The following is a 25,224-nucleotide window of genomic DNA, read 5'->3' as shown; positions in this document are numbered from 1 at the left end:
TTATAGATCATCAAAATCGAAATCGTCAAAATTGATTTCCTCTTCTTCTTGTTCAACGGCATCCGCTTCTTCTTTTAGATATTGATTATCTAAGACTTTGATAAACGGATAATAAATAGCCATTCCTAAGAGGATCAACAAGACTTGTAACACGGACGCTTGCCAACCACTGACTAAGAAACCAGAAATAATCGGTGGCGTGGTCCATGGCAGTTGAATTCCATTGGTATAGTTGACTAACCCAAGATCCATACAGAAGTATGAGATTATAATATTGATCGTTGGCACTAAAGCAAAAGGAATCAGCAGAACTGGATTCAAGACGATCGGTAACCCAAAGATGATGGGTTCATTGATCCCGAAAATACCTGGGATTAACGATAACTGTGATAGTTTTTTGACCCGTTGGCTTTTACAGACTAAGATCATGACTAAAATCAAAGATAATGTCGAACCGCCCCCACCAAAGGTCGCGAACATGTCTTGAAATTGACCGGTGATGATGTTAGGAATTTCTGCGCCATTCTTGAAAGCATCTAAATTTTCAATAGATAATGCTCGTAAGATAGGGTTGAAGACAGCGCCGACCACACTGGAACCATTGATCCCAAAGAACCAGAAAAAATGCAAAAATAGGTAGGCTATGATCATGGCACCTAAAGTATTTCCTAAACTTAACAACGGTGTCTGTAAGAACTTAAAGAGGATCTCTTGGAGATTGCCATAAGACGTCAAGTTGGCTAACCAGTTGGCGATCATAAAGACCGTCACGATCACAAAGCTGGGAATCAACGCCTCAAAGGATTTCACCACAGTTGGGGGAACACCGTCAGGCATTTTGATCGTCCACCCTTTGCGTAATAACGCAACGAACATTCTGGTGGAAATCAAGGCAACAACCATCCCTAAGAACAAACCGCTAGAACCCATCCATCGTAATGGCAGGCTGCCAACTTCATATACTTCCGTAGAGCCTTCTGGTGTGAAAACGGTCGTAAATGGTGTCACGATAAAAAAAGAAACGAGTGAAATAATGGCTGCTTGCATGGCATCAACTTTAAACTGTTTTGCCAAACTATACCCGATCCCACCAACGGCTAAAATCGTCATAATGTCAAAGCTGGCTGTTGCTGGCATATTCAACATCGTTGCCCAGTTGTCTCCCAGCAAACTGCTCATCATCTCGTTCCAATTTGGAATCGGAAAATTGGTCAAGACTAAAAAGAGTGAACCCACGATCAACAACGGTGTGGATAATAAGAAACCATCACGAATCGCAATCAAGTATTTGTTTTCACCGATCGTCTTTGCCATCGGTGTTAACACTTTTTCTAACCAGTTTAAAAATTTCTGCATTTTTCTTCCTCCCATCTGCGTGCTATCTGGCAGATAACACGTAGTCCCCTGTTACTCCAACACTTTTATTACTTTGCTTTGGCTTTTTTGATCAAGCTTAAGGCATCTTTCAACGCTCGTTCGCCATCCATCATGCCGTATGCTTCTGTCGCGATCGTGCCGACTGGAATCCCCATTGGCTCGAAAGTTGCTTTCATTTTGCTATCTAAGTGTCGTACTTGTGGACCTAACAAAATAGCGACTGGTTTTTCTTGTTCGACTTTTTCTTCTGCATGGATCGCAGGGAATGCTTCGATCGTCAAAGGCATGTTGTGCTTTTTGACGACTTCCATCATTTTATTGACCATGATACTCGTTGACATTCCAGCTTCACAAAACAAATAGATTTTTTTCGTTGCCATATCCATTCCTCCAATGTTTGTTTTTCTCAATCGCGGTTGTTAGACCGGCGCTTTGATTCGTTCTTCATACGCCTCCAACCATTCTTTCGTGATGGGTTCGATCACGGTTGTCTGCTCAGGTCCTGGCGTTGCCATAAAAATAGCAGGCTCTTGATTGGTGGTTGCGACACTAAAGGTAAATTCTACATTGGTTGCCACCCCCCAGCGACCCTGTTTATCTAAGGCGATCAGCGAGAAGGCGCCGGCTTTGCCGTAGCGCTTCTTCAATCGCGCTTCAAAGTCGTAAACGGCTTGATCACATGCTTCTTGCGGTGCTAGCCCTTCTCCCATCAAACGGACGATCTCGTAGGAAAGGCAGCCTTTCATCAAGTCTTCCCCTAACCCTGTGGCAGCGGCGCCGCCGATTTCACTATCCACATAAAAACCAGATCCAGATAAAGGTGAATCGCCAACACGACCGCTTTTTTTCATAAATAAACCAGAACTAGAGGTTCCTGCTGCCATGCTTTGGTGTTCATCCAGCGCAACTACTCCCACTGTATCGTGGCCGTCATAGGGATCGAGGTTGTTGGCAGCGATCTCTGCTTTGCGCTTTTCCCAAATGGTTTTGGCTCGCGGTGTCAGCATCTCTTTGGGCTGGAATCCTTCGGCAAGCGCATAAGCGACCGCTCCTTGGCCGATCCGAAAACTATTGAATTTTTCCTCACTTAGGCTGCGTGCCACGGAAATAGGATTTTCCACATCGACGATCCCAGCGACGGCACCAATTTTGAAGGTATCACCATCCATGAAGGCAGCGTCCATTTCCAACACGCCTTCTTCGTTTGGCAGTCCGCCATACCCCACCGATTTATAAAATGGATAATCTTCCACTGCTTTAATGGCTGTTTCTACTGCATCTTGGCAGGAGCCTTGTTGCTCTAATATTGCTTTAGCAGCGAGCACGCCATCGTGTGCCATCCGCCATGTAGCAATCATTCCCCACATAAATATCCCTCCATTTTTCATAGCGCTTTCAAGTATATTCTATACGGTATATACTAGTATGTCTATACTAAAAAAAGAGTTTCTCAAAAAAATTGGAAAAACTCTTCTTCGTTCGTGTCTTCGCTTATTTTGTCAGTGCTTGTAAGCTGCGCAAATAAATTTCAAGATTCGTCCGTAGATCGGCAACCGCCATGTACTCATCTTGGTTATGAGCGATCCCTTTTTGCCCTGGAAAAGACGGACCAAAAGCAAGGATGTTTGGCATCTTGCGGGCGTAGGTTGCTCCTGTAGTCGTCACGGGGGTTGGATCATTGCCCGTTACTTGGTGATAGATTGTCGATAGCTTTTGGATTTCGGGGGCATCTTTTGATCGGCAGAACCCTGGAATGCTGCGAAGGATCGTAAGGCTTGCCCCTTTTGGCAATGCCTTTTGCACCCCAGCGAGCACTTGTTCCTCCGTTACCGATACAGGATAGCGAAAGGCCACTTCTAACGCTAGTCCACTGGCGGATTTTTGGAGAACCACAGGGGTCAAGATCAATTTTCCTGAGTCGGCATCTTCTAGTACCAAATCAATGCCTTCGCCATAGTGCTGCTGGTGAAAACTTTGGGTGATCCACTGCAAAGCTGCTTGCAATGACGGTGTCGCCGCCAGTTGCGGTGCCGCTTGCTGCGCAAGTTTTGTAATGGCATTGTCCCCTAGCTCAGGGGCATTGCTAGGGGAGCGTTTGCCTAGTGCTTCAAAGGACTGGCTGCCTACGGTTACCGATAGGTGGTCTGGCACATGATCGCGGAATTGATCGCCAGAAAACGCAGCTAACAGCTGCTGTTCTTGGACGGGCAATGGAAAATCAAGTTGCACATTGACGACACCCCGTTCGCCGTAAACCACTGGATACTTGCAGTCTGGCGTAAAACCAAAACGCGGTGGCTGCTCAACCGCTAGATAATGCGGGATATCCGACATGCCGCTTTCTTCATCTGTACCGAAAATGATCCGCAGCGGTAATTGCGGTTGATGACCAAGGCCTTTCAATAATTTCATGGCAAACAAACAGCTGATGATCGGGCCTTTGTTATCTAAGATCCCTCGGCCATAAAAGTTGCCGTCTTTTTCAGTTAGTGCAAACGGTGGGTAGCTCCAGCCAGAACCTGCCGAGACGACATCCAAGTGTCCTAACACACCGATATAGTCGGTATCTGTTGGTCCCCAATGGGCATAGCCGATCGCATCATCAATGACCGTTGTTTGAAACCCGTATGCTGCGCTTTTTTCCATGACGTATGCTAACACTTCTCGTGGTCCTGTGCCATAAGGCGCATGAGGCGCCGGCTCACCTTTGACGCTTGCGATCTGCATCACCTCGCTCAAAAGCGTGAGAAATTCTGACCAATTGGCTTCAATACTTGCTGTGAGTGGATCCATTGTCTTCACCTCTAAAGGATTGATTTTATTTTTGACGCACTAATGTATTTTTGAAGGTATATTTGTCTGCTCGGTAATAGGATATATCGTATAAGATCGGTTTGGCTGATGCGGAATAGGTCATCGAATGGACCAAAAGCATCGGTTCCTCTTGAGGCACCTGTAAAAGTTTCGCAATATCGGCAGGACTTTTCACAGCTTCCACCTCTTGATGGGAATAACCAATCTCGATGTTGGCTTCAATGACTTGATACAAAGACGACTCTAATTGAGCTTTCGTGAGTTCTGCGGTGTCTTCTTGCAGATAGCGTTTCAGTACGTAAAGATTTTCCACCGTCATCGGCTCATCATCAAAGTAGCGCAAGCGCACCAAATAAACGATCGGTTCCTTGGCGTAATCGCCAAACAGCTGACCAATCTCTATCGGGAGCTCTTTGACGGTTTCGATATGCAAAACTTCCGTACGGGTCTTTTTCCCTTGGATTTTGGCGGTCTCGGTAAAACTTTGGAGCCCGCCAGAGCCGCTTTGGATCTTGGGCTGTTTCATGACATAGGTTCCTTTGCCTTTTTCTTTCACTAACAAATTCTGGCCAATCAATAGATCGATGGCTTTGCGCACCGTTAAACGGCTGCACTGAAATTCCTCTGCTAAATCATAATCGGAAGGAAGCTTTTGGCTCGTCACGTACGTACCTTCATGAACCCGTTGCGCAATCTGCTGGGCAACTTCTTGAAATACTGCTTGTTTTTTCAACGTCTCTCCTACTTTCTTTCACTTTGCTACCATTCATAAAACGATCGATTGGCACTGACGCCAGAAGAAACACTGACAAACGCTTGTTCATCGATTCCTTGGATCATGCCTTCGACGGTCTTGAGTTCTCTATGGGAAATGACCAGTAATAATAGTTTTTTCTGTTGATGATCAAATCCACCTTCGACATCGTTGATGACCGTGATGCCTCGCTGCAAGGCACATTGCAACGTCGTAATGACGGGTTCTGCTTTTTCTGTAACGACCAGCAGCTGTACACGCCGCTGCTTCAGGTTGACGTAGTCGACCATCCGCCCACTGATGAAGAAGGAAATAGCACTATAAAAAGCATAAGGCCAGCCAAAGATCAGCCCAGCTGCTAGCTGCAAACTGACATTGAAGCCGATAAAGAAACTGCCGATACTTCTACCAGTGGCTTTTTTCACTAAAATCCCTAAAATGTCAAGCCCACCCGTTGAAAAATCGTCGTTCAATGTCAAGCCCACCGACACCCCGTGCAGCAATCCGCCAAACACGGCACAGATCACCGGATCGGTCGTTAAAGCAATGACCGGGACCACCTTCATCATAACAGAAGACAGGACGACGGTACAAACCGTCATGATGGTAAATTCTCGATCGATTTTGACCCAAGCAACCGCTAACAATGGCGCATTAAAAAAAAGCACCAAAAGCGGGATCGAAAGCTGCAGATTCAACTGCTCATCTAAAAGCTGCGACAGCAATTGCGACAAACCAGTGATCCCACTCGCATAAATATTTCCCGGCAGCCAAAAGAGATTTAGGGCAATCGACGACAGCAATGCATAGATCAAAGCAACAAGCATTCGTTTTCTATAACGTGCCATGTTTTTCCTCCTCCACTTCGCTTTTAGTATATATCATTAAGTATATACTGTCACGAAGAAAAAGCAGGCGAAATGAGGGGAAAAACAGGAACGAAGCAATGTAAAAACACGCCAAAATCAAGGAGCAAAACGTTGGTATCAAAGGTTTTTTAAGATTTTTTTAAAGCGAGTAAATCACTTGAAATTCGCTAAAAAATGAATAAAATAAAAAGTGTAAAAACAAAAGAATAAAGAAAGGATGATTCTTATGACACATGAGATTGTGCCACGCCGCTCAGATTCATACAGTATGACACCTTTTGATTTCTTTGAAGATTTTGGCCGCAGTTTTTTTGATGGGTTTCCATCGAACCTGATCAAAACCGATATTCACGAGAATGACAAGGAATTTCTCGTTGAAGCAGAACTGCCTGGCATCCCTAAGGAAAATATTCAAGTAACCTATGAAAATGGGGTTTTAACGATTACGGGACAACACCAGACGGATCATGCGACCGAAGATGAAAAAGGACGTCTGGTTCGCAGCGAGCGCAGCTTGACAAGCGTTCGGCGGCAATACCTGTTAGAAAACGTCAAAGAGGATGAAATCAAAGCCTCTTACGCTGAAGGAATTTTGAAATTGACGTTGCCAAAAGACCAAGGCAAACAAGCGTCAAAGAAACTGATTCCGATCGAGTAACGAAGGCAATCAAAGCACCGCAGCAAAACGAGCGATCTCTGTTTTGCTGCGGTGCTTGTTTTATTTTAGAAACTGTCCGACTACTAAAAAAACGCACCATCGCTTCTGAGAAAGCGACGGTGCGTTTGTGCTTATTCTTTGGTTTCGTCTTGGATGCTCGTTGCGTCTTCGACATCAGCTGGTTCGATTTGTGTTTCAACGGATGCAACAGTTCCAGGTTTCACTGTGCGGATCGCTGAACGATCAAACTCTAAGAAAATTCCTTCACAGTCGATGATCACGGTGCTTTTTTCTGTGTTGACTTCAGAAAGAACGCCGTGGAGTCCGCCGATGGTTACGACTTCATCGCCAGCTTTCATATTTTCTAAAAGATTTTTACGCTCTTGCTGTTGTTTCTTTTGTGAACGACTCATAAAGAACCACATTGCCACTAAAGCAACCAGCATAAAGAGCATTGGTAAAGATTGTGCCATTTTTTTCACCTCGATTTATTTTCTTTCTATAAGATACTTTATCAGAATTCCTCTATTATTCCCACCATTTTAGTAGAGAATGTTAGAAATTCCTCGCATTTTCCTTGTTGAACCCATACTCTTCAATAAAATGCTCACGGAACTCCAACAAGTTGTCGTCCATGATGGCTTGACGGACATTTTTCATCAGATTCAATAAGAAGTAGACATTGTGGTAAGACGTCAAACGCATACCAAAGGTTTCATCACATTTGATCAAGTGGCGGATGTACGCACGAGAATAGTTTTTACATGTATAGCAATCACACTTCTCGTCAATTGGTCGAAAGTCACGGGCATATTGCGCATTTTTCACGACTAAACGACCTTTTGAAGTCATACAGGTACCGTTTCTTGCGATCCGTGTTGGTAAAACGCAGTCGAACATATCGACACCGCGAATCACGCCATCGATCAAGGAGTCGGCTGCCCCAACGCCCATCAGGTAACGTGGTTTGTTTTCTGGAATCCAAGGAGTCGTAAATTCCAACACGCGATTCATTTCCGCTTTTGGTTCGCCAACTGACAGGCCGCCGATAGAATACCCTGGGAAGTCCATACTAATCAAGTCTTGGGCACTTTGCTTGCGCAAGTCTTCAAAGCCTGCACCTTGAATGATCCCAAACAAGCCTTGACGATCTGGATTGGCATGAGCTTTCAAGCCACGTTCTGCCCAGCGAGACGTCCGTTCCACCGATTTTTTGACGTAGTCATAGCTTTCATCAAATGGCGGACACTCATCAAAACTCATCATGATATCTGATCCTAATTTGTTTTGGATATCAATCGCTTTTTCAGGAGATAAAAACATTTTCGACCCATTCAAATGGTTTTTGAAATGGACACCTTCTTCGACGATGTTGCGCATTTCGGCTAATGAAAAGACTTGGAAACCACCTGAATCTGTTAAGATCGGTTGATCCCAATTCATAAATTTATGTAAGCCGCCTGCTTCTGCAACAATGTCTTCTCCTGGACGCAACCACAAGTGATAGGTATTGCTTAAAATGACGCCTGCACCCATTTCTTTCAACTCTTCAGGGGCAAGGGTTTTAACCGTTGCTAATGTGCCGACTGGCATGAACATTGGCGTTGGAAAGGTTCCGTGAGGCGTGATCAGTTCGCCTAAACGGGCACCGGTATGCTTTTCTTTCTTTATCAGACGATAACGAATGGCTGGTTCCGTCATTCATTTCCCTACTTTCTCTCTAAACTCAATTAACTGTGCAACGCTATCTATGATAAGGGTTGCCCTTACATTTTGCAAGGAAGTTTAAAGAAACTAAGAGTATTTTCTCCTAGTTATGCGAAACATCTATTACTTTTTTTTGAAGATTTAGCGAAAGTTTGCTATCATGTTATTTATATTGAAGGGAGGTTTTTTGAAATGAAATCAAATAGAGAACTAAAAGCAGAAGCAAAAGCAATCCTGAGAGGCCGCTGGAAAGACAGTGTTTTGATGTGTATTGTACCGACTTTGATCTCGATCGCTATCGCACTCGTCATTATCGTTCTTGCTGTTATTCCATTGTATCAAAGCGGTATGTTTAATGATCTTGGTTCCACTGACGCAGTCAATTCCGCAGGAGGAAGTGGCAGCGGCAGTGGTGGCGGTTTGATCAGCGGTCTATTTTCTGCCTTATTCGGTGCTGGGATCTCTTGGACTTTCCTTGACATTTTACGCGGTAAGAAGCAATCGATCCAGCCTTTTTCTGATGTCTTTCGCGGCTTCAGTGGCGCTTTCGTGTTAGGGATCATCGTCATCTATATTCTGTCGACTATTTTCACGACGTTGTGGACGTTCCTGTTTATCATTCCTGGGATCATTAAAGCTTATTCTTATTCTCAAGCATATTTTGTCTTTTATGATACCTATGAAGAAACGGGCATGCGGCCAGATTTTCTCAGCTGCATCACAGGTAGCCGTCATTTAATGAAAGGCTACAAAGGTCAACTGTTCATCCTTGATCTGAGCTTCATCGGCTGGCACATTTTGGCCATCATGACAGCAGGAATTGGCTACTTATGGTTGACGCCATACATCAGTGCAACCAAAGCAGCATTCTATGACAATCTGCCTAAACGAGCACTTGCTTAAAAGATCGGTTCGCCGGTCTTTTTTTTTGAAGAAAAGAATCGTTTTCTTTTGCAAACGCTTCCGTTTCGTGTTATAGTATACGTGTAAGGAAGGTAGCAACTCTGTTGGTGGTTTTCGTAAATATCGCAAACTCAATCTACTAAAAGTTGTTGAACGTACAAGTTTCACCTAGTACCAAACGTGTAAAGTAACAAGAAGAAAAACGTAACAAGGATCGAACATTTCCATATCGAAAAATGATACGTCTCATTTTGTATCGGAATACACGAAACATGTGTAAGTTTGTAAATGAAAACAAATTTTCGAGAAACATTGCTTTGCATGGACCACAAAAAGCGACCACCACTTATACCTTCCTCTAGTAGTAAGCTGGGCGACAAAAAAAGCAGTTCTAAAAGTTGAGAAATTGATTCAACTTAAAGAGCCGCTTACGTCGCTCAGTTTTTTTGTTTATTTTAAGAACATCGCATCGCCAAAGCTAAAGAAGCGATATCGCTCATCGATGGCATGCTGGTAGGCAGAAAGTGTTAGGTCGCGTCCTGCAAAGGCACTGACTAACATCACTAAGGTTGATTTTGGTAGGTGGAAGTTGGTAGAAAAAGCTTCCACGATTTTAAACTGATAGCCTGGCGTGATAAAAATACTCGTCCACCCACTATCGGCTTTGATTTGCCCATCAAACTTGGTCCCAATGGTTTCTAACGTACGGATCGAAGTCGTACCGACTGCAACGATCTTGCCGCCATTTGCCCGAACCTCGTTCAATTGCGCGGCAGCTTCTTCTGTCAAACGGTAAAATTCGCTGTGCATCTCATGATCAGCGATATTATCGACACTGACTGGACGAAACGTTCCTAAACCAACGTGCAAAGTCAGATAAACCAGTTTAACGCCTTTCGCTGCGATCTGCTCCAGCAATTCTGGGGTAAAATGCAAGCCGGCAGTCGGTGCAGCAGCTGAGCCGTTTTCTTTGGCATAAACCGTTTGATAGCGGTCTGGGTCTTCTAGCCGTTCTTTGATGTAAGGCGGTAACGGCATTTCGCCAAGTGATTCCAGAATCTCTAAAAAGATTCCTTTGTATTGAAAACGAATGATCCGGCCGCCGTGATCGAGCTCTTCTTCCACCACTGCCTCTAATCGTCCGTCGCCGAAGGTGATCTTCGTGCCGACTTTGGCTCTTTTGGCTGGCTTGATCAAGGTTTCCCACGTATCCCCTTCAATATTGTTCAGTAAAAGGATTTCCAGATGGGCACCTGTTTCTTGTTTTTCGCCATAAATACGAGCTGGTAGCACCCGCGTATCATTCATCACCAAGGCATCACCGGGTGCCAATTCATCAATGATGTTATAGAAGTGCTTGTCCTCAAATTTGCCAGTCTCGCGGTCAACCACTAATAAACGGGAACTTGAGCGATCACTTAATGGCGTTTGAGCGATCAGTTCTTCCGGTAAGTCAAAATCAAAATCTTCAGTTGTAAGCATGTTGTTCCTCTCTTTCCCTAAATTCTTCTCTATTCTAGCATGTTTTTATAAAAATTGAAAAAACAGCTTTTAATTCTGCCCTTTCTTAGAAAAAAATAAAGAGACTGCTGCCAAGGCGTTCTACAAAAAAGCACCCCTTTTCCCAATGAAAAATAACGACATATTTCCGCTGCTTCTTTTCTCTATGCATCGCTCCTTAATTTGGACTTGCTTATGGCGCTATTTTCAGTTTTGTCTATACAATTATGAAAAAAATGGGCAGATTATTTGAATAACACGTGACTTTTCGGCATACTTAGTACAGATTCTAAGCCATTATTCAGATTGCTTAAATAAAAATAGAGGTGACATCATGATTGAGTTTCAGCAGGTATCCAAAATTTACAAAGGTGGTAAAGTCGCTGTTGAAGATGTGAATCTTTCCTTTGAAAAAGGCGAATTCATTTGCTTCATCGGGACAAGTGGTAGCGGAAAGACGACTTGTATGCGGATGATCAACCGTATGACGGATCCTTCTAAAGGAAAAATCTTGATCAATGGAAAAAGTGTTACAGAGATCAACCCAGTGGAATTGCGCCGTCAAATCGGCTATGTGATCCAAAGCATCGGTTTGATGCCTCACATGACGATTCGGGAAAACATCACATTGGTTCAAAAATTGTTAAAAGTCAGCCAAGAAGAACGCAACAAAACTGCCGAGCGCATGATCGACTTGGTGGAATTGCCGCGAGAAATGCTCGACCGTTACCCCAACGAATTGTCTGGGGGGCAACAGCAACGGATCGGTGTTGTCCGTGCCTTGGCAGCTGACCAAGATGTCATTTTAATGGATGAGCCTTTTGGCGCACTAGACCCAATCACTCGTGATTCCCTACAAGATTTGGTCAAAGACTTGCAAGAACGGCTTGGAAAAACCGTCGTCTTCGTTACCCATGATATGGACGAAGCATTGAAGCTTGCTAGCCGTATCGTGATCATGAGTGAAGGAAAAGTCATTCAATTTGATACACCAGAAAATATTCTGCAACACCCAGCAACACCGTTTGTGGAAGAATTGATCGGTGAAGACCGCTTGTTACAAGCAAAACCTGACACGACGCCAGTCAAAGACGTAATGTTAAATACCCCGATCGCTATCACACCAGAAAAATCCTTACAAGAAGCGATTCACTTGATGCGGGAAAAACGGGTCGATACCTTGCTTGTTACCGACAATAGCAACGTGCTAAAAGGCTACATCGATGTCGAATCCATCGACCGCAACCGTGGCAAAGTTACTAGTGTCGGCGATATCTTGAACAAAGATGTCTTTTTCGTTCGCGAAACCGCCTTGTTGCGGGATACCTTGCAACGCATCTTAAAACGGGGCTTAAAATATGTGCCGGTAGTAGATGCCGACAAACATTTAGTCGGGATTTTGACCCGTGCTTCCTTAGTTGATATCGTTTATGACGTGATTTGGGGCGATGAGCCATCGATCATGGAAGCCATTGAGTCGGCGAAACCTGAAGAAACTGAGGAGGTCTAGCGCATGCAAAGCTTCTTTAATGAATATGGCGGCCAATTGGTCACCAAAAGTCTTGAACATTTGTATATCTCCTTTGCGGCTTTGCTCTTAGGGATTCTTGTTGCCGTACCGATCGGTGTGATCTTGACCCGTTTCCCCAAAGCAGCAACGATCGTGATCGGCATCACCAGTGCGCTGCAAACCGTGCCTTCTTTGGCACTATTGGCATTGATGATCCCGATTTTAGGTGTGGGAAAAGTCCCTGCTATCGTCGCTCTTTTCATTTATTCCTTGTTGCCGATTTTACGAAATACCTACATTGGAATGAAAAAAGTCGATTGGAATTACCGCGATGTTGCCAAAGGGATGGGGATGACCAACTTACAGTCGATCATCAGTGTGGAATTACCTCTAGCGATCCCAACGATCATGGCAGGGATCCGCTTATCGGCCGTGTATGTTTTAGCCTGGGCTACCTTGGCTTCTTACATTGGCGCCGGTGGACTTGGTGATTTGATCTTTAGCGGACTAAACAACTACCAACCGCCTTTGATTTTTGCTGGGACGATTCCAGTGACGATCTTTGCTTTATTAGCTGACTGGTTACTGGGTTTGTTAGAAAACAAACTGACACCAGCTGCCTTAAGGGGGGATGCGTAATGAAAAAAACTTCAAAATTAGCGCTGTTGTTTTCCTTAAGTGTCGCTTTACTGTCCGGCTGTTCCTTTCCCGGTTTAGCCTCGACTTCTGATGAGAATACCGTGGCGATCACAGGTGGCATCACTTCCGAAGCCCAAATTCTTGGCGCGGTGGTTGCAGGTATGGTCGAACACTATACGGATAAAAACACAACCGTCATTAACAACTTAGCAACAACGACCATCAATCACCAAGCGATGATGAATGGCGATGCGTCGATCTCAGCTGCTCGCTACACAGGAACTGACTTGACCACGACGTTAGGGTTGGAACCAGAATCTGATCCGCAAGCCGCCTTTGACAAAGTCAAATCAGAATTTGAGCAACGGTACCAACAGACTTGGTTCCCTTCTTACGGCTTTGATAACACGTATGTCTTTCTTGTCAGGAAAGACACTGCCGAAGAATACGGATTGGAAAAAGTCAGTGACTTGAAAGATGTCGCGGATCAATTGGTTGCAGGGGTCGATACCGCGTGGATCACACGGGTCGGCGATGGGTACGATGGCTTCCAGAAAGCCTATGGGTTCTCTTTCCAAAATATCCTACCGATGCAGATCGGTCTCGTCTATGATGCTGTTGATAACGGAAAAATGGATATCGTTTTAGGGTACTCAACCGACGGCCGGATCGGCAGTTACGATCTCGTGATGCTGGAAGATGATCTAAACTTCTTCCCGCCTTATGATGCCGCACCGATCGTCGATGACAAATTGTTGAAAGAAACACCTGAAATTGGCGATGCCCTGAACAAATTAGCAGGCAAAATCGATACCGAAAAAATGCAAGAATTGAATTACCAAGTGGATAATGACCTTCTAGAACCAACGGTAGTTGCCGAACGTTTCTTAGAAGAAAATAATTACTTCGAAGGAGAGTGACGAAATGGCAGACATGAATTTATTCCAACAATTTCTTTTCTATTTTCAAGAAAATGGCGGCTATGTTTTTGCTCAGTTCATTCGTCACTTCTTGATTTCAATCTACGGGGTACTTTTTGCCTCGATCGTCGGGATTCCAATCGGGATCTTGATTTCTAAAAAAATGCGTTTGGCAGATTGGGTGATTCGTTTCGCCAATATCATCCAGACGATTCCATCTTTAGCGATGATCTCGATTTTAATGATCGGCATGGGCTTAGGTGTGAATGTCGTGATTTTAACGATTTTCCTTTATTCTTTGTTACCGATCATCAAAAATACCTATACTGGCATGCGCCAAGTCGACCGCAATACGTTAGATGTCGGCAAAGGGATGGGGATGACTAGCTGGCAGCGATTGTATATGATCGAATTGCCATTGTCTGTTTCGGTGATCATGGCAGGGATTCGAAACGCCTTAGTCGTGGCGATCGGTATCACCGCTATTGGCGCTTTCGTTGGTGCTGGTGGACTGGGGGACATCATCATCCGCGGAACCAATGCGACAGATGGTGCATCGATCATCTTAGCCGGTGCTTTACCAACTGCCTTGATGGCGATCATTACGGATCTTGGGCTAAGCTTTATTGAACGCCGCTTAGATCCAGCCAGCCGTACGTCACGCTAAACTTATTTGGAAAAAGCAAAAGCCGTTGTGACCATTTATTGGTCGCAACGGCTTTTTTGGTTCGGTCATTTTTCAGAAAAGCATGCTTCAGACGCTTCCCTTCTTAGGGTTAACGCCCTGCTCTTTTTCGCTATTTATCCATTCCGTATACTTCGATTTCATAGATTCGGGCTGCCGAATCTGCTCCTTGTGTTGGTTTATCGATACTGATTTTTACATATTGCACCTTCTTGACGGCAAATGTATTGGTGCTAGTGCCCGCTTCATTTTTCAACGTTCGTGAAACTGGCTCATAGTCTTTGCCATCTTCACTGACGAGCACCGTATACGCCCGCGTATTCATGTCTGGGCCTTCTCCACCAGCTTCCGCATGGGCGAGGCGGACTTCACTGACCGTTTGTGGTCGACCGAGATCGATCATCAACTCATGAGGCGCATTGCCTGTCGCACACCACTTCGTACTCAAATCACCATCCAGGGCAAAAGCTGGTGCTTCGGCATCATTGACAAACGATGAAGCAGTTGCTTCGGCATCTTTTGAAAGCAGTAGCAACTCTTTCGGCGCATCAGCAGAAATCGTGATCAATCCCGCCATTTCCAGAGGGGTCTCTCCTGCTTCGTTTTTGGCAACAAGCGTGACTTTGTAGGTACCTGGTTCCGAATAGGTCACTTGGGGATTTTCTTCTGTACTGCTGGTGATATCGCCGCCTTCAAACGTCCATTCAAATGCTTCGGCATTCGCAGATGAGGTATTCGTGAAGGTGATCGTTTCCCCCGGTGCCGCTAAGGTTTTAGAGGCTGTAAAGGCTGCTTTTGGCAGCTGATTGTTCGGCCAAGTGATCTCCACCGTATCGGATAGCTTGTCACGATTGCCATAGCGATCCACTGCCACCACCGCGAACTTGGTTTTCGTTCCTTTGGGTCGTTCAACGGCATTCAAATAGTGGTTGGTTGCTGGCGTAGCTGCTAAGAAGGAGCGTGAGCCGTCATCGTTCAATTGGTAGATCTCATAAACCGCAGCTGTCTTGTCCTTGGCAGCTTCCCACGTTAAACGGACCCCCGCATAGTTGCCCTCTTCTTCATCAAAGAGCACATCCTCAACCGTCAATGCTTCGGCAGCGAATTTCTCCGCTTTCTGATCTCCGATCGTTAATTGCCCTAAATTCAACTCATAGACATCACTGGTTTCTTTCGTGGTTATGTCATAACCAATCGCTGTCACTTCCCCTTTGATGTCTTTCAATGAGTAAGTGATCGTCGTCCAGTCTGTTGCGACCTCTTTGTCTCCTTTGATCGTTTGTGTTGAACCATCAGCTAAAGTCACGACCAAATCAAGAGCTGTCGGTACCGTTGCTTTGACAGTCGTCGTCAATTTCGTCTTTTTCGTCACAGGAAATGCTGTCTGATACAATGCCATGTGACTGGTACTGCCTTTTGTCATCTGTCCACGTAGTTTCAGTGCATTTCCGCCATTATAGGCATCCGCATAATTGATTGATACAGCCAGATCATTGTCTTTTCCATGGTCAAAGACCCAACGATAGGTCGGCAAAACAGCTTGCAAGCTTCGGTTGTTCCAATTGCGGCTGGACACTTTTTCTCCCTCGATAAAATAGTTGTAGCCATTCCCCAGACTAAAATTCGTCACAAAAGGCAGCTCTGTGATAGCGGTCTGTTCCAGGGCATAGGTGGAGATCCCAGGCCACTCTGTCGCTTCTGGCAGCTGGCTTTCCCGAGGATCGCCCGTGTTATTGACCCAAAAAGCATTCTCTTTGCTTTGGAAATCATCCGGCGTACTAGCAGAAGAATAGGTCCAGCTAGGCACATACAGGCCCAATGAGGTATAAGGAACGCCTTTTTCATCCGTAAACAGATCCCAGCGTACAGGCGTTGAATAGCCATTTTCTTGCACATCAATCCCAGCAAAAAGATTGTAAGGATCGACACCGATTTCACGGGCTTTTTCATTGGAGGCCTTCAACAGCTCTTTGTCCGCCAGTTTGTCAGTGGTCCACCAGAAATTCAAGAACATACTATCTGCCAATGGGTTCATCTCTGCATCCACTAAATAGGCTTTGTTCTTATCCGTCAAAGCGTTTTGCCAATCCATTTTCCCATCACTCGTCATGGAATCATACCACATGATCTCTAAATGCTCGTCGGCTTGTTCTTTGAATTGGGCAATCAATTCTTGCATCGCTTTGGCGTGGCTTTCATTTAATCCTTTACCATCAGTCCCCGATTGTTCGACACCTTCCGCTGCATCATCAAAACTAGTGACCGCCGTATCGGTTTCTTGATTGATGAACCAGCCATCAAAGCCATACGTATTGGCAACTTCGATCATTTTTTCTACGATCGGAAAGTTGCCGTCCTCATCCTTAGCTAAAAACGTATCTAGCCATTCCAGCTTCCCACCATGGGCAGTTTGCGGAAAGAAGATCGTTCCTAAAACCGGCACGCCATTCCTATGAGCAGCATCTGTCACATCAGGACTTGGTGGTACGATGATCCCTTCGCCAGAAGAGCCGCCCCAATAAACCAATTGATCGATGTATTGCCAATAAGAAAAGACATTGGCATCAAAGGTATTGATCCCACGTGGTGCATTGCCGCTCGTACTGCTATTCATGATCGAAAGCGCCACGACTTTGGTTTCTGCCGTTTGCGTGTCATTCATCTTCGGCAACGTCTCTTTAGCTGCCCGCTGCGCTAATGGAACAACGCTGGTATTGTATTTCGCATCTGGATCTTTTTCAAAAGACCATGCCAACAAATCCTCTGGGAACCAATAAGACGACTCCGGTTGATTGTCCATCGCTTTTTCCAACGTACTTTTGGCTGTTTCTTGGTAAACGACTTTTCCAGTTGTCTTCGCCTCACTTTGAGTGCAGCCGCCGATTGCCGTTGCCGCTGCTAATACCAACAAAGATGCGCCAACTTTACTGATTTTCCTTGTCACACTTTTTCCTCCTTGTTTTACATAAACTCGCCAACATTCCTACACTAAAACGATAACGCTTTCAAAGATCGGAATATAGGAACAAATTAAAGAAATCATGCAACAAATCCAAGAAGGTTGAGTTTAGAAAAAAAAGAGCCTCCTTTTAGGGAAGCTCTTTGGCCCTGCTTACTTCTTACTTCTTTCCAACGAGCGGCAGCCAAACGCGCATTTCGCCTATGCCCCGATTGCCCCATAAATTGTATGGGATCAGTTGCCACGTACGAGGTATGACCGTTTCCGCTCGTTCTTCGTAAAGGGTTGTTCCCGACCATTCTTCGCTTTGGTAGCCTTTGATCGCCAAGCGTAAAGTAGTTGGCAACAACGTATCCTCTTTCGAAAAGGTCGCCTCCAGCGCCTGTGGGTCGATGCGGCAACGCCAGAGTGCTTGACCATTGTCGGCTTCTTCTATGCAATACACGAATGGGCCACGTTGCAATGCGACTTGATTGATGTCTTGAATAACTTGAGGATTCGCACGCAAGATTTGCAATGGTTGTTCAAAACGGATATTGGCCGTCACGTTTTCGACTGCCTCAAAGATGATTGCCTCGCTCGTCTCCTGCCATTCGTGTTCACTATCGATTTGAAACTTACTTAGTCCGTTAGGTTTGTGGATGATGAGCGTCTTTGGAATGCCTTGATAGCGAATCGTGAGGTCCTCTGTAAAAGGAAACCCGCCCGTTTGTTCAAACGTAAATTGATCAGGTTCTTCTAAACGGCTTGCTACAAATAAATTCACGTAAAGCTTCTCTTGATCGCAAGTGTAAACCAAGCGCTGCAGCGAAGCGACCATCCGCGCAAAATTCGGCGGACAACACGCACAACCGAGCCAATCGGGTCGTTGGGCTTTGACGTGACCTTTGCCAGGATTTTCTTGATCTCGTTGGGGATTGACCTCCAAAGGATTCACGTAGAAAAAGTGTTTACCGTCAATTGCCGCACCAGAAAGGACGCTATTATACAACGCTCGTTCCATCGTCGCTAAATATTTTGGTTCATTGGTTAGTTTGAACAGCTCAAAAGAAAATTGGACCAATGCAATAGCTGCACAGGTTTCACAATACATCGTATCATTTGGCAAATCATAGGGACCGACAAAGGCTTCCCCGTGAACGGTTGAGCCGACGCCACCGGTCACATACATTTTCTTACAGGCGATGTCTTCCCAAATCGCTTCGCAAGCGTCGATTAATGCTTGATCTTGGGTATGCTGGGCGACTTTTGCCATCCCGCTTGCCATATACAGCATTCGTACCGCATGACCTTTGGCTTCATGCTGCTTTTTAGGTTGATCGTAGGCTTGTAAATAGGTGAGGTCTACCCTTGGCGTTTCATCCGATAAGCCATCCGCTTGGTTTTTCAAGATTTCTTTTTCGTAAAAGGCAGGATCTTCCCCACGTACTTCAAGAAAGAAATCAGCTAATGTCAAATAGGTTTGTTTACCGGTGTATTCATACAAACGCACCAGAGCCAATTCGATCTCTTGATGGCCATCAGCACCTTGAATTTTTCCAGGCTCCCGCCCAAAATACGTGCAAATATTGGCGATATTTTTCTCTGCCACGGTCAGTAATTTATCCTTGCCTGTTGCTTGATCATAAGCGATAGCCGCTTCGACTAGATGCCCGGCACAATAAAGTTCATGACTGAAATACAGCTGACGGTATTTTAACTTCGGTCGGGTCAATTGAAAGAAGGTATTTAAGTAGCCGTCCGCTTCTTGCGCAGCAGCAACTAAGTCAACCACTTCATCTACTGTCTTTTCCAATTGCGGATCGCTAGTATTCAACAAGCTATACCCAGCCGACTCGATCCATTTGTAGACATCACTATCTTGGAAAAACCAGCCAAAATGTTCCCCTTCCATTTGCCCTGCAGCGATGCGAAAATTCGCCAATGCATGGCTTTTCCCAGCTGGCAAATTGGGATCTTCCCGTTCTGCTTGAACATCTACATCGATTTCATCATTTAGGACTTGGTATTGGTAAGGAATCGTTTCTTTGCGAACAAGCTCTTGGTATCCTTGCCAAAACTCGTCCGTAAGCTGGATCTTGTTTAATGCGAATTCTTTCATTTCGTTCTCCTGTTCTTTTACTTTTTTATGTTTAATCATTCGTTCTATATTTACTTCATTAATAAAAAGGCCGGATCATCTCCTGTGATATGTTGCCCTGCCTCTTCTTTGATCGTTTGCTTATATAAGAGCTGGTAGGCTTTAGGACTCATGCCTTTTTTCTGTTTAAAGGTATTGGTAAAGTGCTGCCTACTGTTGAATCCTGCTTGAGCGGCAATTTCGACGATTGGCAGCTGACTATTGCTTAGTAAAAATGCTGCCTGCTTCAGACGCTCACTGGTGAGAAAATGGTTGACCGTCACTCCCAGTTGCTCATGAAAGAGTTTATGCAAGTAGGTTTTCGTAATCCCCACCGCCGCTGCGATTTGGGAGACTTGAATATCTTCATCAAAATGCTGTTGAATATAGTTGATCGCAGCGTTCACATAGCAATTGCCCCGTTTGGTTTCTTTCGTACGTAATGAAAAGGCTAATTCCATCAACATCCGCTTAAACAAGAGCTCGATCGTAAATTGCCGTTCAGCAGACGGTTGCTCTTGAGTATCATAGATCATTAGCAGCTGCAGCAATGATTTGATCGCTTGTCCAAATTGGCGGACATCGCGACTTTTCGCGTAAGGCTCATTCAATTGTACATTTCCTTTGATGTATGCAAAAACATCACGAACACAAAGGCCGGACGGTGTCTCACTCAGAAGAAATTCAATATTCAGTATGGTGCAGGAATCTCCTTCAACGAGTAAGGCGTGTTCCACAAACGCGTTTATGAAAACGAAATCATTTCTTTCCAGAACAATTACTTGATCTTGCACCTTTATCTTACACTTCCCTTTGGTCACAAACATGATCTCACACGCTGGGTGTTGATGTGGATCCATGGAAAAACGCTCAAGGGCAACACTATAGTATGCTGTAATCTTCGCATAGTTTGTTTCTTGTGGAAACACCATTGATCAACTCCTTTTTCATTCGTTGACGATTTCTTTCTTTTTTATTTCTAGTAGACAAAACTTTCCCTCTCTTTTTTATTGCTTACTATACTATAAGAAAAACGTACTAGGAGGAAATCAATGTCTTTTTTACATTTTGCACAAACACCCCCAATGGGATGGAATTCTTGGGACTGCTATGGCGCTTCTGTAACCGAAGCAGAAGTGATCGCCCATGCAGATTTTATGGCAGAGCATTTGAAAGCTTATGGTTGGGAGTACGTCGTCGTGGATATTCAATGGAGCGAACCAGAAGCAAAGTCTACAAGGTACAATGATTTTTATCCGTTGTGTATGGACGACTATTCTCGCTTGATTCCTGCTGAGAACCGTTTCCCTTCAGCAAAAGATGGCGCTGGTTTCAAAAAACTTGGTGATTATCTGCATCAAAAAGGGCTGAAGTTTGGTATCCATATCATGCGCGGCATTCCACGACAAGCAGTTCATCAAAATACGCCGATCAAAGGAACGGATAAACGGGCACGGGACATTGCTATGAATTCAATCTGCCCTTGGAATTCCGATATGTATGGGGTCGATGTTTCATTGCCTGAAGGACAGCTTTATTATGATTCTTTGCTCGAATTATATGCTTCTTGGGGTGTTGACTTTATAAAGGTGGATGATATCGGCGATTCGAAAATTTACGGTGATGCCCATAAAGCAGAAATCAAAGCGATTCGCCGTGCGATCGATCGATCGGGTCGAGAGATCGTCCTTTCTTTGTCTCCCGGACCAGCTGCCCTCAAAAATGGTAGTTTCTTTCAAAATCATGCCAATATGTGGCGCTTGACGGATGACTTTTGGGATCATTGGGACGCCCTTTACGCCATGTTTGACCGAGCAGCAGAGTGGGCACCTTTCGTCCGTCCAGGTAACTGGCCTGACTGTGATATGCTGCCGTTGGGTCATATCGGCATTCGGGCAGTTGATGGTGGCGGTGGTGATAGCTGGACACGTTTTACGGAAGACGAGCAATACTTATTGATGAGTTTATGGACGATCTTCCAATCTCCATTGATGTTCGGTGGTACTTTACCAGACATCGATCCCTTTACCTTACGTTTATTGACGAATACTGAAGTCTTAGAAATGTATCGAAGAATTCATACGAAAAAAGAGTTCTATCGTGATCAAGAGTGGATCATTTGGGAGGCGTTGAGCGACACAGCCGTCTACTATGCCATTTTCAATGTTTCTGATCAAACGCAAACCATCCCAAAATCGATCGCTGCTTTACTACCAATTAAAAGCGGCACTGAGTTATGGCAACAAAAAGAACAAACAATTGCCGATGCTGAGGTTCCTACTCATGGTGTCTTGTTACTCAAAAGCCCATTACAATAGTCCTCTCAATGAAAGCAACACAATGTGCTGAGCACATTGTGTTGCTTTTCTATTCATATGGTTCTTCCCCTCTCAACAAGGTACCTACTAGTCTTACAAACAACTCACCGTAACCATTTCCAGTTACACTTCATGAATCAAGTAACTCTGTTTTCCCTCTCGTAAAAAGATTGGTAAGGAATCAATTTGTGCCTGTGCGACAATCCATTGTCCACCTTCATAGATAGTTCCATCTCGAGCATCGGTCCATTTTGCTCCTGTTGGCAAATATACCTCACGCTCAGTAGCATGCGCTACAACGATGGGCGCTACTAGAATATCAGAACCATAGAGATACTGTGTTGTCAGTTCCCATGCCTGGTGATCCTCTGGAAATTCATAAAAAGTTGGGCGAATGACTGGCGTTCCTTTTTCATGAGCTGCGCGCATCAATTCACGCGAGTAGTCCCGCATCAATTCACGAATTCCAATAAATTTTTTCATAATCTCATAGTTCTTTTCCCCAAACGCCCATATTTCGTTAGCTGCTCCGGTTTGCTCTGTTTCTTCACCATCTGCCTTGAAGATTTTTTTATGGGGAGTACGTGAACCATGCAATCGCATGACTGGACAAAAAGTCCCGTATTGAAACCAGCGGATCAATAAATCTTGAAAATCTAGACTTGTCACAGAACCACCATGAAATCCGCCGATGTCACTTGTCCACCACGGGATGCCTGCTAACCCCATTTGCATGCCAGCAACGATTTGGTTGCGAAAGTCTTGATAAGTCGAATGAATATCGCCGGACCAAACCAATGCCCCATATCGTTGGCTGCCCGCCCAAGCACAACGAACCAATTTGATTGAATGTTCTTTTTGTGAGGAGGCTTCTCCCTCATCAAAACCACGAACATACTCACGGGGATAAATATTGCCTTTTTGCAACACACTCCCTACATAATAACGATAGGAATCATAGTCATACGTACCAAATTCTGGTTCAGCCTCATCCAACCAAAACAAGCGAATGCCGTTATTGACATAATTTTTTGATGCTTTCTCCCAGACATAGTTTCGAGCTTTAGGATTTGTTGGATCATAAAAAATGTTATTCCCATGAAACAACATCTGTACATCAATGCCGCGATCCGTTTTGACTAATAAGCCTTTTTCTTTCATCTCTTGAAAATTCTCACTACGCGTGTCGATTTGGGGCCAGATCGATACCATTAGCTCGATTCCATATTTATCTCGTACTTCTTCTGCCATCGCCTTGGGGTCTGGAAAGAAATTTTCATCAAAGCGAAAATCACCACAGCGCGGCCAATGATAATAATCGATCACTAGTACATCAACGGGAATGTTCCGCTCTTTGTGTTCCCTAGCGATCGCCACTACTTCCGCTTGTGTCGCATAGCGAAGTTTACATTGCCAAAATCCTAGACCATATTCGGGCATCATAGGTGCCCGTCCTGTCACTTGGCTAAATTGTTCTTCGATTTGAGCTGGTGTCTCTCCAGCAGTGATCCAGTAATCCAATTGCTTCGTACTTTCGGCACGCCATTCGGTCGTATTTTTACCAAAAGAGACCGAACCGATTGCTGGATTGTGCCAAAAAAAGCCGTATCCTTTGTTTGATAAATAAAAGGGGATCGAAGCTTGTGAATTTCGATGCGCTAATTCTAAATTACACCCTTTTAGATCAAAAATATCCTGTTGATATTGCCCCATACCATAGATTTTCTCCTCATGATTGGCTTCGAAAGTAGCTTTTAGTTGAAAATCTCCTCCAATAATCGACTTGAAAAACCGCGCCTTTTTCAAGAGCGCACCGCCAGATGCTGCTTCTTTCAAAATCACTTCACCTTTTTGATTGTAAAAAGTGATCTTGCCATAGTTGTTCCAGCCTGACTCTTTGGTGACTACTGCGTGGATTTTTCCATTACCGATAGATCCTACATCCCCCTCAATCGCAACCTCGGCCTTAGAATCTTGTGTTAATAATGCACAGCAGGATAAATCTAGTTCACCAGACGGTGCACTCACCACCCGCAAACTGTTCGTGCCCCAAGCAATAATGCGCACGACTTCATTTCCATTTTGAAATTCGAGGTAATTCTCACCTATTGAAAAAAACGACATTTTTGAACCCTCCTTTTTTTCAGTATAGCTGGATTACAGAGGGCTATCCTTCGATTTTATGGCGTGTTCTATCGTAATCATGTCATTTTTCCGATATTGTGTAGGGGTCTCACCAAACATCTTTTTGAAGCACACAGAAAAATGATTACTATTACAAAAACCGACAGCTTGAGCGATCGCCACCATGGTCAAATCAGTCTCTCGCAACAATTCTGCCGATCGGATCAAGCGATAATGATTTAGATAAGCCATTGGGGAAGTTCGAAATGATTGTTTAAAAAATCGTGTAAATTGCTCTTTACTTAAGGAAACAGAATCGGCCAAATCTTGTAATTGGATCATTTCATGATAATTACTATGAATATAAGATAAAACTATTTTTTCCCGTTTTTCTTGGAGGCGCTCGCTTGATTTTTTTGCTGGCTGGTCGGTCCCAACTTCTAATAGATGTGACAAGAGTTGGATAACAATCCCTTTCAGACGTAATTCACGATAGGACGATTTCCCCATAAAGCATTGATCAAATAGTTGAAACAAGGTGAGACTTTGTTGACTTTTATCTGGAAAATCCACATAAGAAGTAACACCTTCTTGTATCAAAAAAGGATCGATTTGTTGGCTTTGAATTCTATCTGATTGTCGACTCGTGATTAATTGTTCAGAAAAAACGATACACGAAAAACGGCAGCTTTGTTGTGCGATTCGATAGGCAGTGTGTAAAGTGTTGGGAGGAATCAGGACGATCGTATTTGCCTTAATCTTGCGTGAGAATCCATTAACGACTAATTCTAGCTGTCCTTGATGGACACATAAAATTTCGATTTCTTTATGCCAATGTGGCACAAAAAAGAATTCTCGCCAAACACTCACTAAATTAGGATAATATGCTAATGGGAAATCTTCCGTGCCATGGTTCGCAGCTTCATAATAAGCAAGCGCTGCAGGTTGATTTATTTTCATTGAATCACTCGCTCACTTTCCACTTTGTTAACAGTGTTTTTCGTTTTATCATAGCGTATCTACAACGATTATGTAAGCGTAATCGAAAAAATAGTTTATCTGTTGATCCTTCTGACCAATTGAAACAAACAGGACAGCTACTTGACGAGCTGTCCTGTTTGTTCCCACATTCCTGCAGGACAGTTTTTCTTAGCTAAATTTGCGCGAAACCGATAAAAGCAGCCGCATTTGGTACAGGTATGATTCAATCGCAATGGACAAGTCTCACAAACAGCGATTCTCCTACTGACGATCTCCGGCGAAGCCAAGTCGCTTTCTAAAGAAAGTTGTTCTGCAATCAAGGATTCAATGTCTTCCTGTGCTGCTGCAGCAGCATCTTTCACTTCGCATCCTTTACAAGTCATGGGC

The 25,224-nt window shown here is 44.4% G+C and carries 22 protein-coding genes; 7 read left to right on the top strand and 15 right to left on the bottom strand.

What is annotated here, in order from left to right; genetic code table 11:
• From celB to Q1X33_RS06460, 6 genes are all read right to left on the bottom strand, one after another.
• Positions 1–1,356, bottom strand: a complete 1,356-nt coding sequence (celB, locus tag Q1X33_RS06485; protein ID WP_005227350.1) for a PTS cellobiose transporter subunit IIC — start codon at positions 1,354–1,356, stop codon at positions 1–3.
• 68 nt (positions 1,357–1,424) lie between these two features.
• On the bottom strand, positions 1,425–1,757 hold the full coding sequence (locus Q1X33_RS06480) for a PTS sugar transporter subunit IIB (protein WP_005227348.1): 333 nt from the start codon (positions 1,755–1,757) through the stop codon (positions 1,425–1,427).
• Between the two features lie 39 nt (positions 1,758–1,796).
• Positions 1,797–2,744: a N(4)-(beta-N-acetylglucosaminyl)-L-asparaginase gene (locus Q1X33_RS06475; RefSeq protein ID WP_005227347.1), complete on the bottom strand. Its 948-nt coding sequence runs from the start codon at positions 2,742–2,744 to the stop codon at positions 1,797–1,799.
• A gap of 124 nt (positions 2,745–2,868) precedes the next feature.
• On the bottom strand, positions 2,869–4,170 hold the full coding sequence (locus Q1X33_RS06470; protein WP_034868833.1) for a Sapep family Mn(2+)-dependent dipeptidase: 1,302 nt from the start codon (positions 4,168–4,170) through the stop codon (positions 2,869–2,871).
• Positions 4,171–4,195: 25 nt separating this feature from the next.
• Complete coding sequence (locus tag Q1X33_RS06465; RefSeq protein WP_005227344.1) at positions 4,196–4,924, bottom strand: GntR family transcriptional regulator, LSA1692 subfamily; 729 nt, start codon at positions 4,922–4,924, stop codon at positions 4,196–4,198.
• Between the two features lie 26 nt (positions 4,925–4,950).
• A complete protein-coding gene (locus Q1X33_RS06460) occupies positions 4,951–5,793 on the bottom strand; it encodes a YitT family protein (RefSeq protein ID WP_005227341.1) in 843 nt (280 codons plus the stop codon).
• Positions 5,794–6,040: 247 nt separating this feature from the next.
• On the opposite strand from Q1X33_RS06460, the gene Q1X33_RS06455 reads away from it, so the two are divergent.
• The gene (locus tag Q1X33_RS06455; RefSeq protein ID WP_005227339.1) at positions 6,041–6,472 is read left to right on the top strand and encodes an Hsp20/alpha crystallin family protein; all 432 of its coding nucleotides are present in this window, start codon (positions 6,041–6,043) and stop codon (positions 6,470–6,472) included.
• Positions 6,473–6,603: 131 nt separating this feature from the next.
• Here the strand turns inward: Q1X33_RS06455 and yajC are convergent, their stop codons facing one another.
• Together yajC and tgt are read right to left on the bottom strand one after the other, a co-directional pair.
• Positions 6,604–6,945: a preprotein translocase subunit YajC gene (gene yajC / locus Q1X33_RS06450; RefSeq protein WP_005232170.1), complete on the bottom strand. Its 342-nt coding sequence runs from the start codon at positions 6,943–6,945 to the stop codon at positions 6,604–6,606.
• 82 nt (positions 6,946–7,027) lie between these two features.
• Positions 7,028–8,173: a tRNA guanosine(34) transglycosylase Tgt gene (gene tgt / locus Q1X33_RS06445; RefSeq protein ID WP_005227333.1), complete on the bottom strand. Its 1,146-nt coding sequence runs from the start codon at positions 8,171–8,173 to the stop codon at positions 7,028–7,030.
• A 198-nt stretch (positions 8,174–8,371) separates the two neighbouring features.
• Between tgt and Q1X33_RS06440 the strand changes: the two genes are divergently transcribed.
• Positions 8,372–9,082: a DUF975 family protein gene (locus Q1X33_RS06440; RefSeq protein ID WP_005227331.1), complete on the top strand. Its 711-nt coding sequence runs from the start codon at positions 8,372–8,374 to the stop codon at positions 9,080–9,082.
• Between the two features lie 450 nt (positions 9,083–9,532).
• Here the strand turns inward: Q1X33_RS06440 and queA are convergent, their stop codons facing one another.
• On the bottom strand, positions 9,533–10,564 hold the full coding sequence (queA, locus tag Q1X33_RS06435) for a tRNA preQ1(34) S-adenosylmethionine ribosyltransferase-isomerase QueA (RefSeq protein ID WP_005227329.1): 1,032 nt from the start codon (positions 10,562–10,564) through the stop codon (positions 9,533–9,535).
• Between the two features lie 352 nt (positions 10,565–10,916).
• Here queA and Q1X33_RS06430 point away from each other — a divergent pair, with 352 nt between their 5' ends.
• From Q1X33_RS06430 to Q1X33_RS06415, 4 genes are read left to right on the top strand one after another with little or no spacing between them, the layout of a single operon-like run.
• The gene (locus Q1X33_RS06430) at positions 10,917–12,092 is read left to right on the top strand and encodes a betaine/proline/choline family ABC transporter ATP-binding protein (RefSeq protein ID WP_005227327.1); all 1,176 of its coding nucleotides are present in this window, start codon (positions 10,917–10,919) and stop codon (positions 12,090–12,092) included.
• 3 nt (positions 12,093–12,095) lie between these two features.
• Positions 12,096–12,731: an ABC transporter permease gene (locus Q1X33_RS06425; RefSeq protein ID WP_005227319.1), complete on the top strand. Its 636-nt coding sequence runs from the start codon at positions 12,096–12,098 to the stop codon at positions 12,729–12,731.
• Entirely contained in the window at positions 12,731–13,651 is a 921-nt protein-coding gene (locus Q1X33_RS06420) for an osmoprotectant ABC transporter substrate-binding protein (protein WP_005227318.1), read from the top strand. The genes Q1X33_RS06425 and Q1X33_RS06420 overlap by 1 nt, the downstream gene beginning before the upstream one ends.
• 4 nt (positions 13,652–13,655) lie before the next feature.
• Positions 13,656–14,318: an ABC transporter permease gene (locus Q1X33_RS06415; RefSeq protein ID WP_005227316.1), complete on the top strand. Its 663-nt coding sequence runs from the start codon at positions 13,656–13,658 to the stop codon at positions 14,316–14,318.
• A 130-nt stretch (positions 14,319–14,448) separates the two neighbouring features.
• Here Q1X33_RS06415 and Q1X33_RS06410 read toward each other — a convergent pair whose 3' ends face one another.
• From Q1X33_RS06410 to Q1X33_RS06400, 3 genes are all read right to left on the bottom strand, one after another.
• On the bottom strand, positions 14,449–17,280 hold the full coding sequence (locus Q1X33_RS06410; RefSeq protein WP_005227314.1) for a discoidin domain-containing protein: 2,832 nt from the start codon (positions 17,278–17,280) through the stop codon (positions 14,449–14,451).
• 175 nt (positions 17,281–17,455) lie between these two features.
• Entirely contained in the window at positions 17,456–19,396 is a 1,941-nt protein-coding gene (locus Q1X33_RS06405; RefSeq protein WP_301969589.1) for a glycoside hydrolase family 127 protein, read from the bottom strand.
• A gap of 50 nt (positions 19,397–19,446) precedes the next feature.
• Positions 19,447–20,346 carry an AraC family transcriptional regulator gene (locus tag Q1X33_RS06400; RefSeq protein WP_301969588.1) on the bottom strand — a complete coding sequence of 300 codons (900 nt, stop codon included), beginning with the start codon at positions 20,344–20,346 and terminating at the stop codon, positions 19,447–19,449.
• Between the two features lie 120 nt (positions 20,347–20,466).
• On the opposite strand from Q1X33_RS06400, the gene Q1X33_RS06395 reads away from it, so the two are divergent.
• The gene (locus Q1X33_RS06395) at positions 20,467–21,732 is read left to right on the top strand and encodes a glycoside hydrolase family 27 protein (RefSeq protein WP_005227309.1); all 1,266 of its coding nucleotides are present in this window, start codon (positions 20,467–20,469) and stop codon (positions 21,730–21,732) included.
• A 123-nt stretch (positions 21,733–21,855) separates the two neighbouring features.
• Here Q1X33_RS06395 and Q1X33_RS06390 read toward each other — a convergent pair whose 3' ends face one another.
• From Q1X33_RS06390 to Q1X33_RS06380, 3 genes are all read right to left on the bottom strand, one after another.
• Entirely contained in the window at positions 21,856–23,856 is a 2,001-nt protein-coding gene (locus tag Q1X33_RS06390; RefSeq protein ID WP_005227307.1) for a TIM-barrel domain-containing protein, read from the bottom strand.
• 33 nt (positions 23,857–23,889) lie between these two features.
• Positions 23,890–24,816, bottom strand: coding sequence for an AraC family transcriptional regulator (locus Q1X33_RS06385; RefSeq protein ID WP_005227306.1), 927 nt, complete (start codon positions 24,814–24,816; stop codon positions 23,890–23,892).
• Positions 24,817–24,953: 137 nt separating this feature from the next.
• Positions 24,954–25,220, bottom strand: coding sequence for a DUF6171 family protein (locus Q1X33_RS06380; RefSeq protein ID WP_005227303.1), 267 nt, complete (start codon positions 25,218–25,220; stop codon positions 24,954–24,956).
• Positions 25,221–25,224: the final 4 nt, after the last annotated feature.

Source organism: Enterococcus sp. B2E4 (assembly GCF_030499455.1).
In the GTDB taxonomy this organism is placed as follows: domain Bacteria; phylum Bacillota; class Bacilli; order Lactobacillales; family Enterococcaceae; genus Enterococcus_D; species Enterococcus_D casseliflavus.
This window is presented reverse-complemented; position numbering and strand designations above follow the sequence as displayed.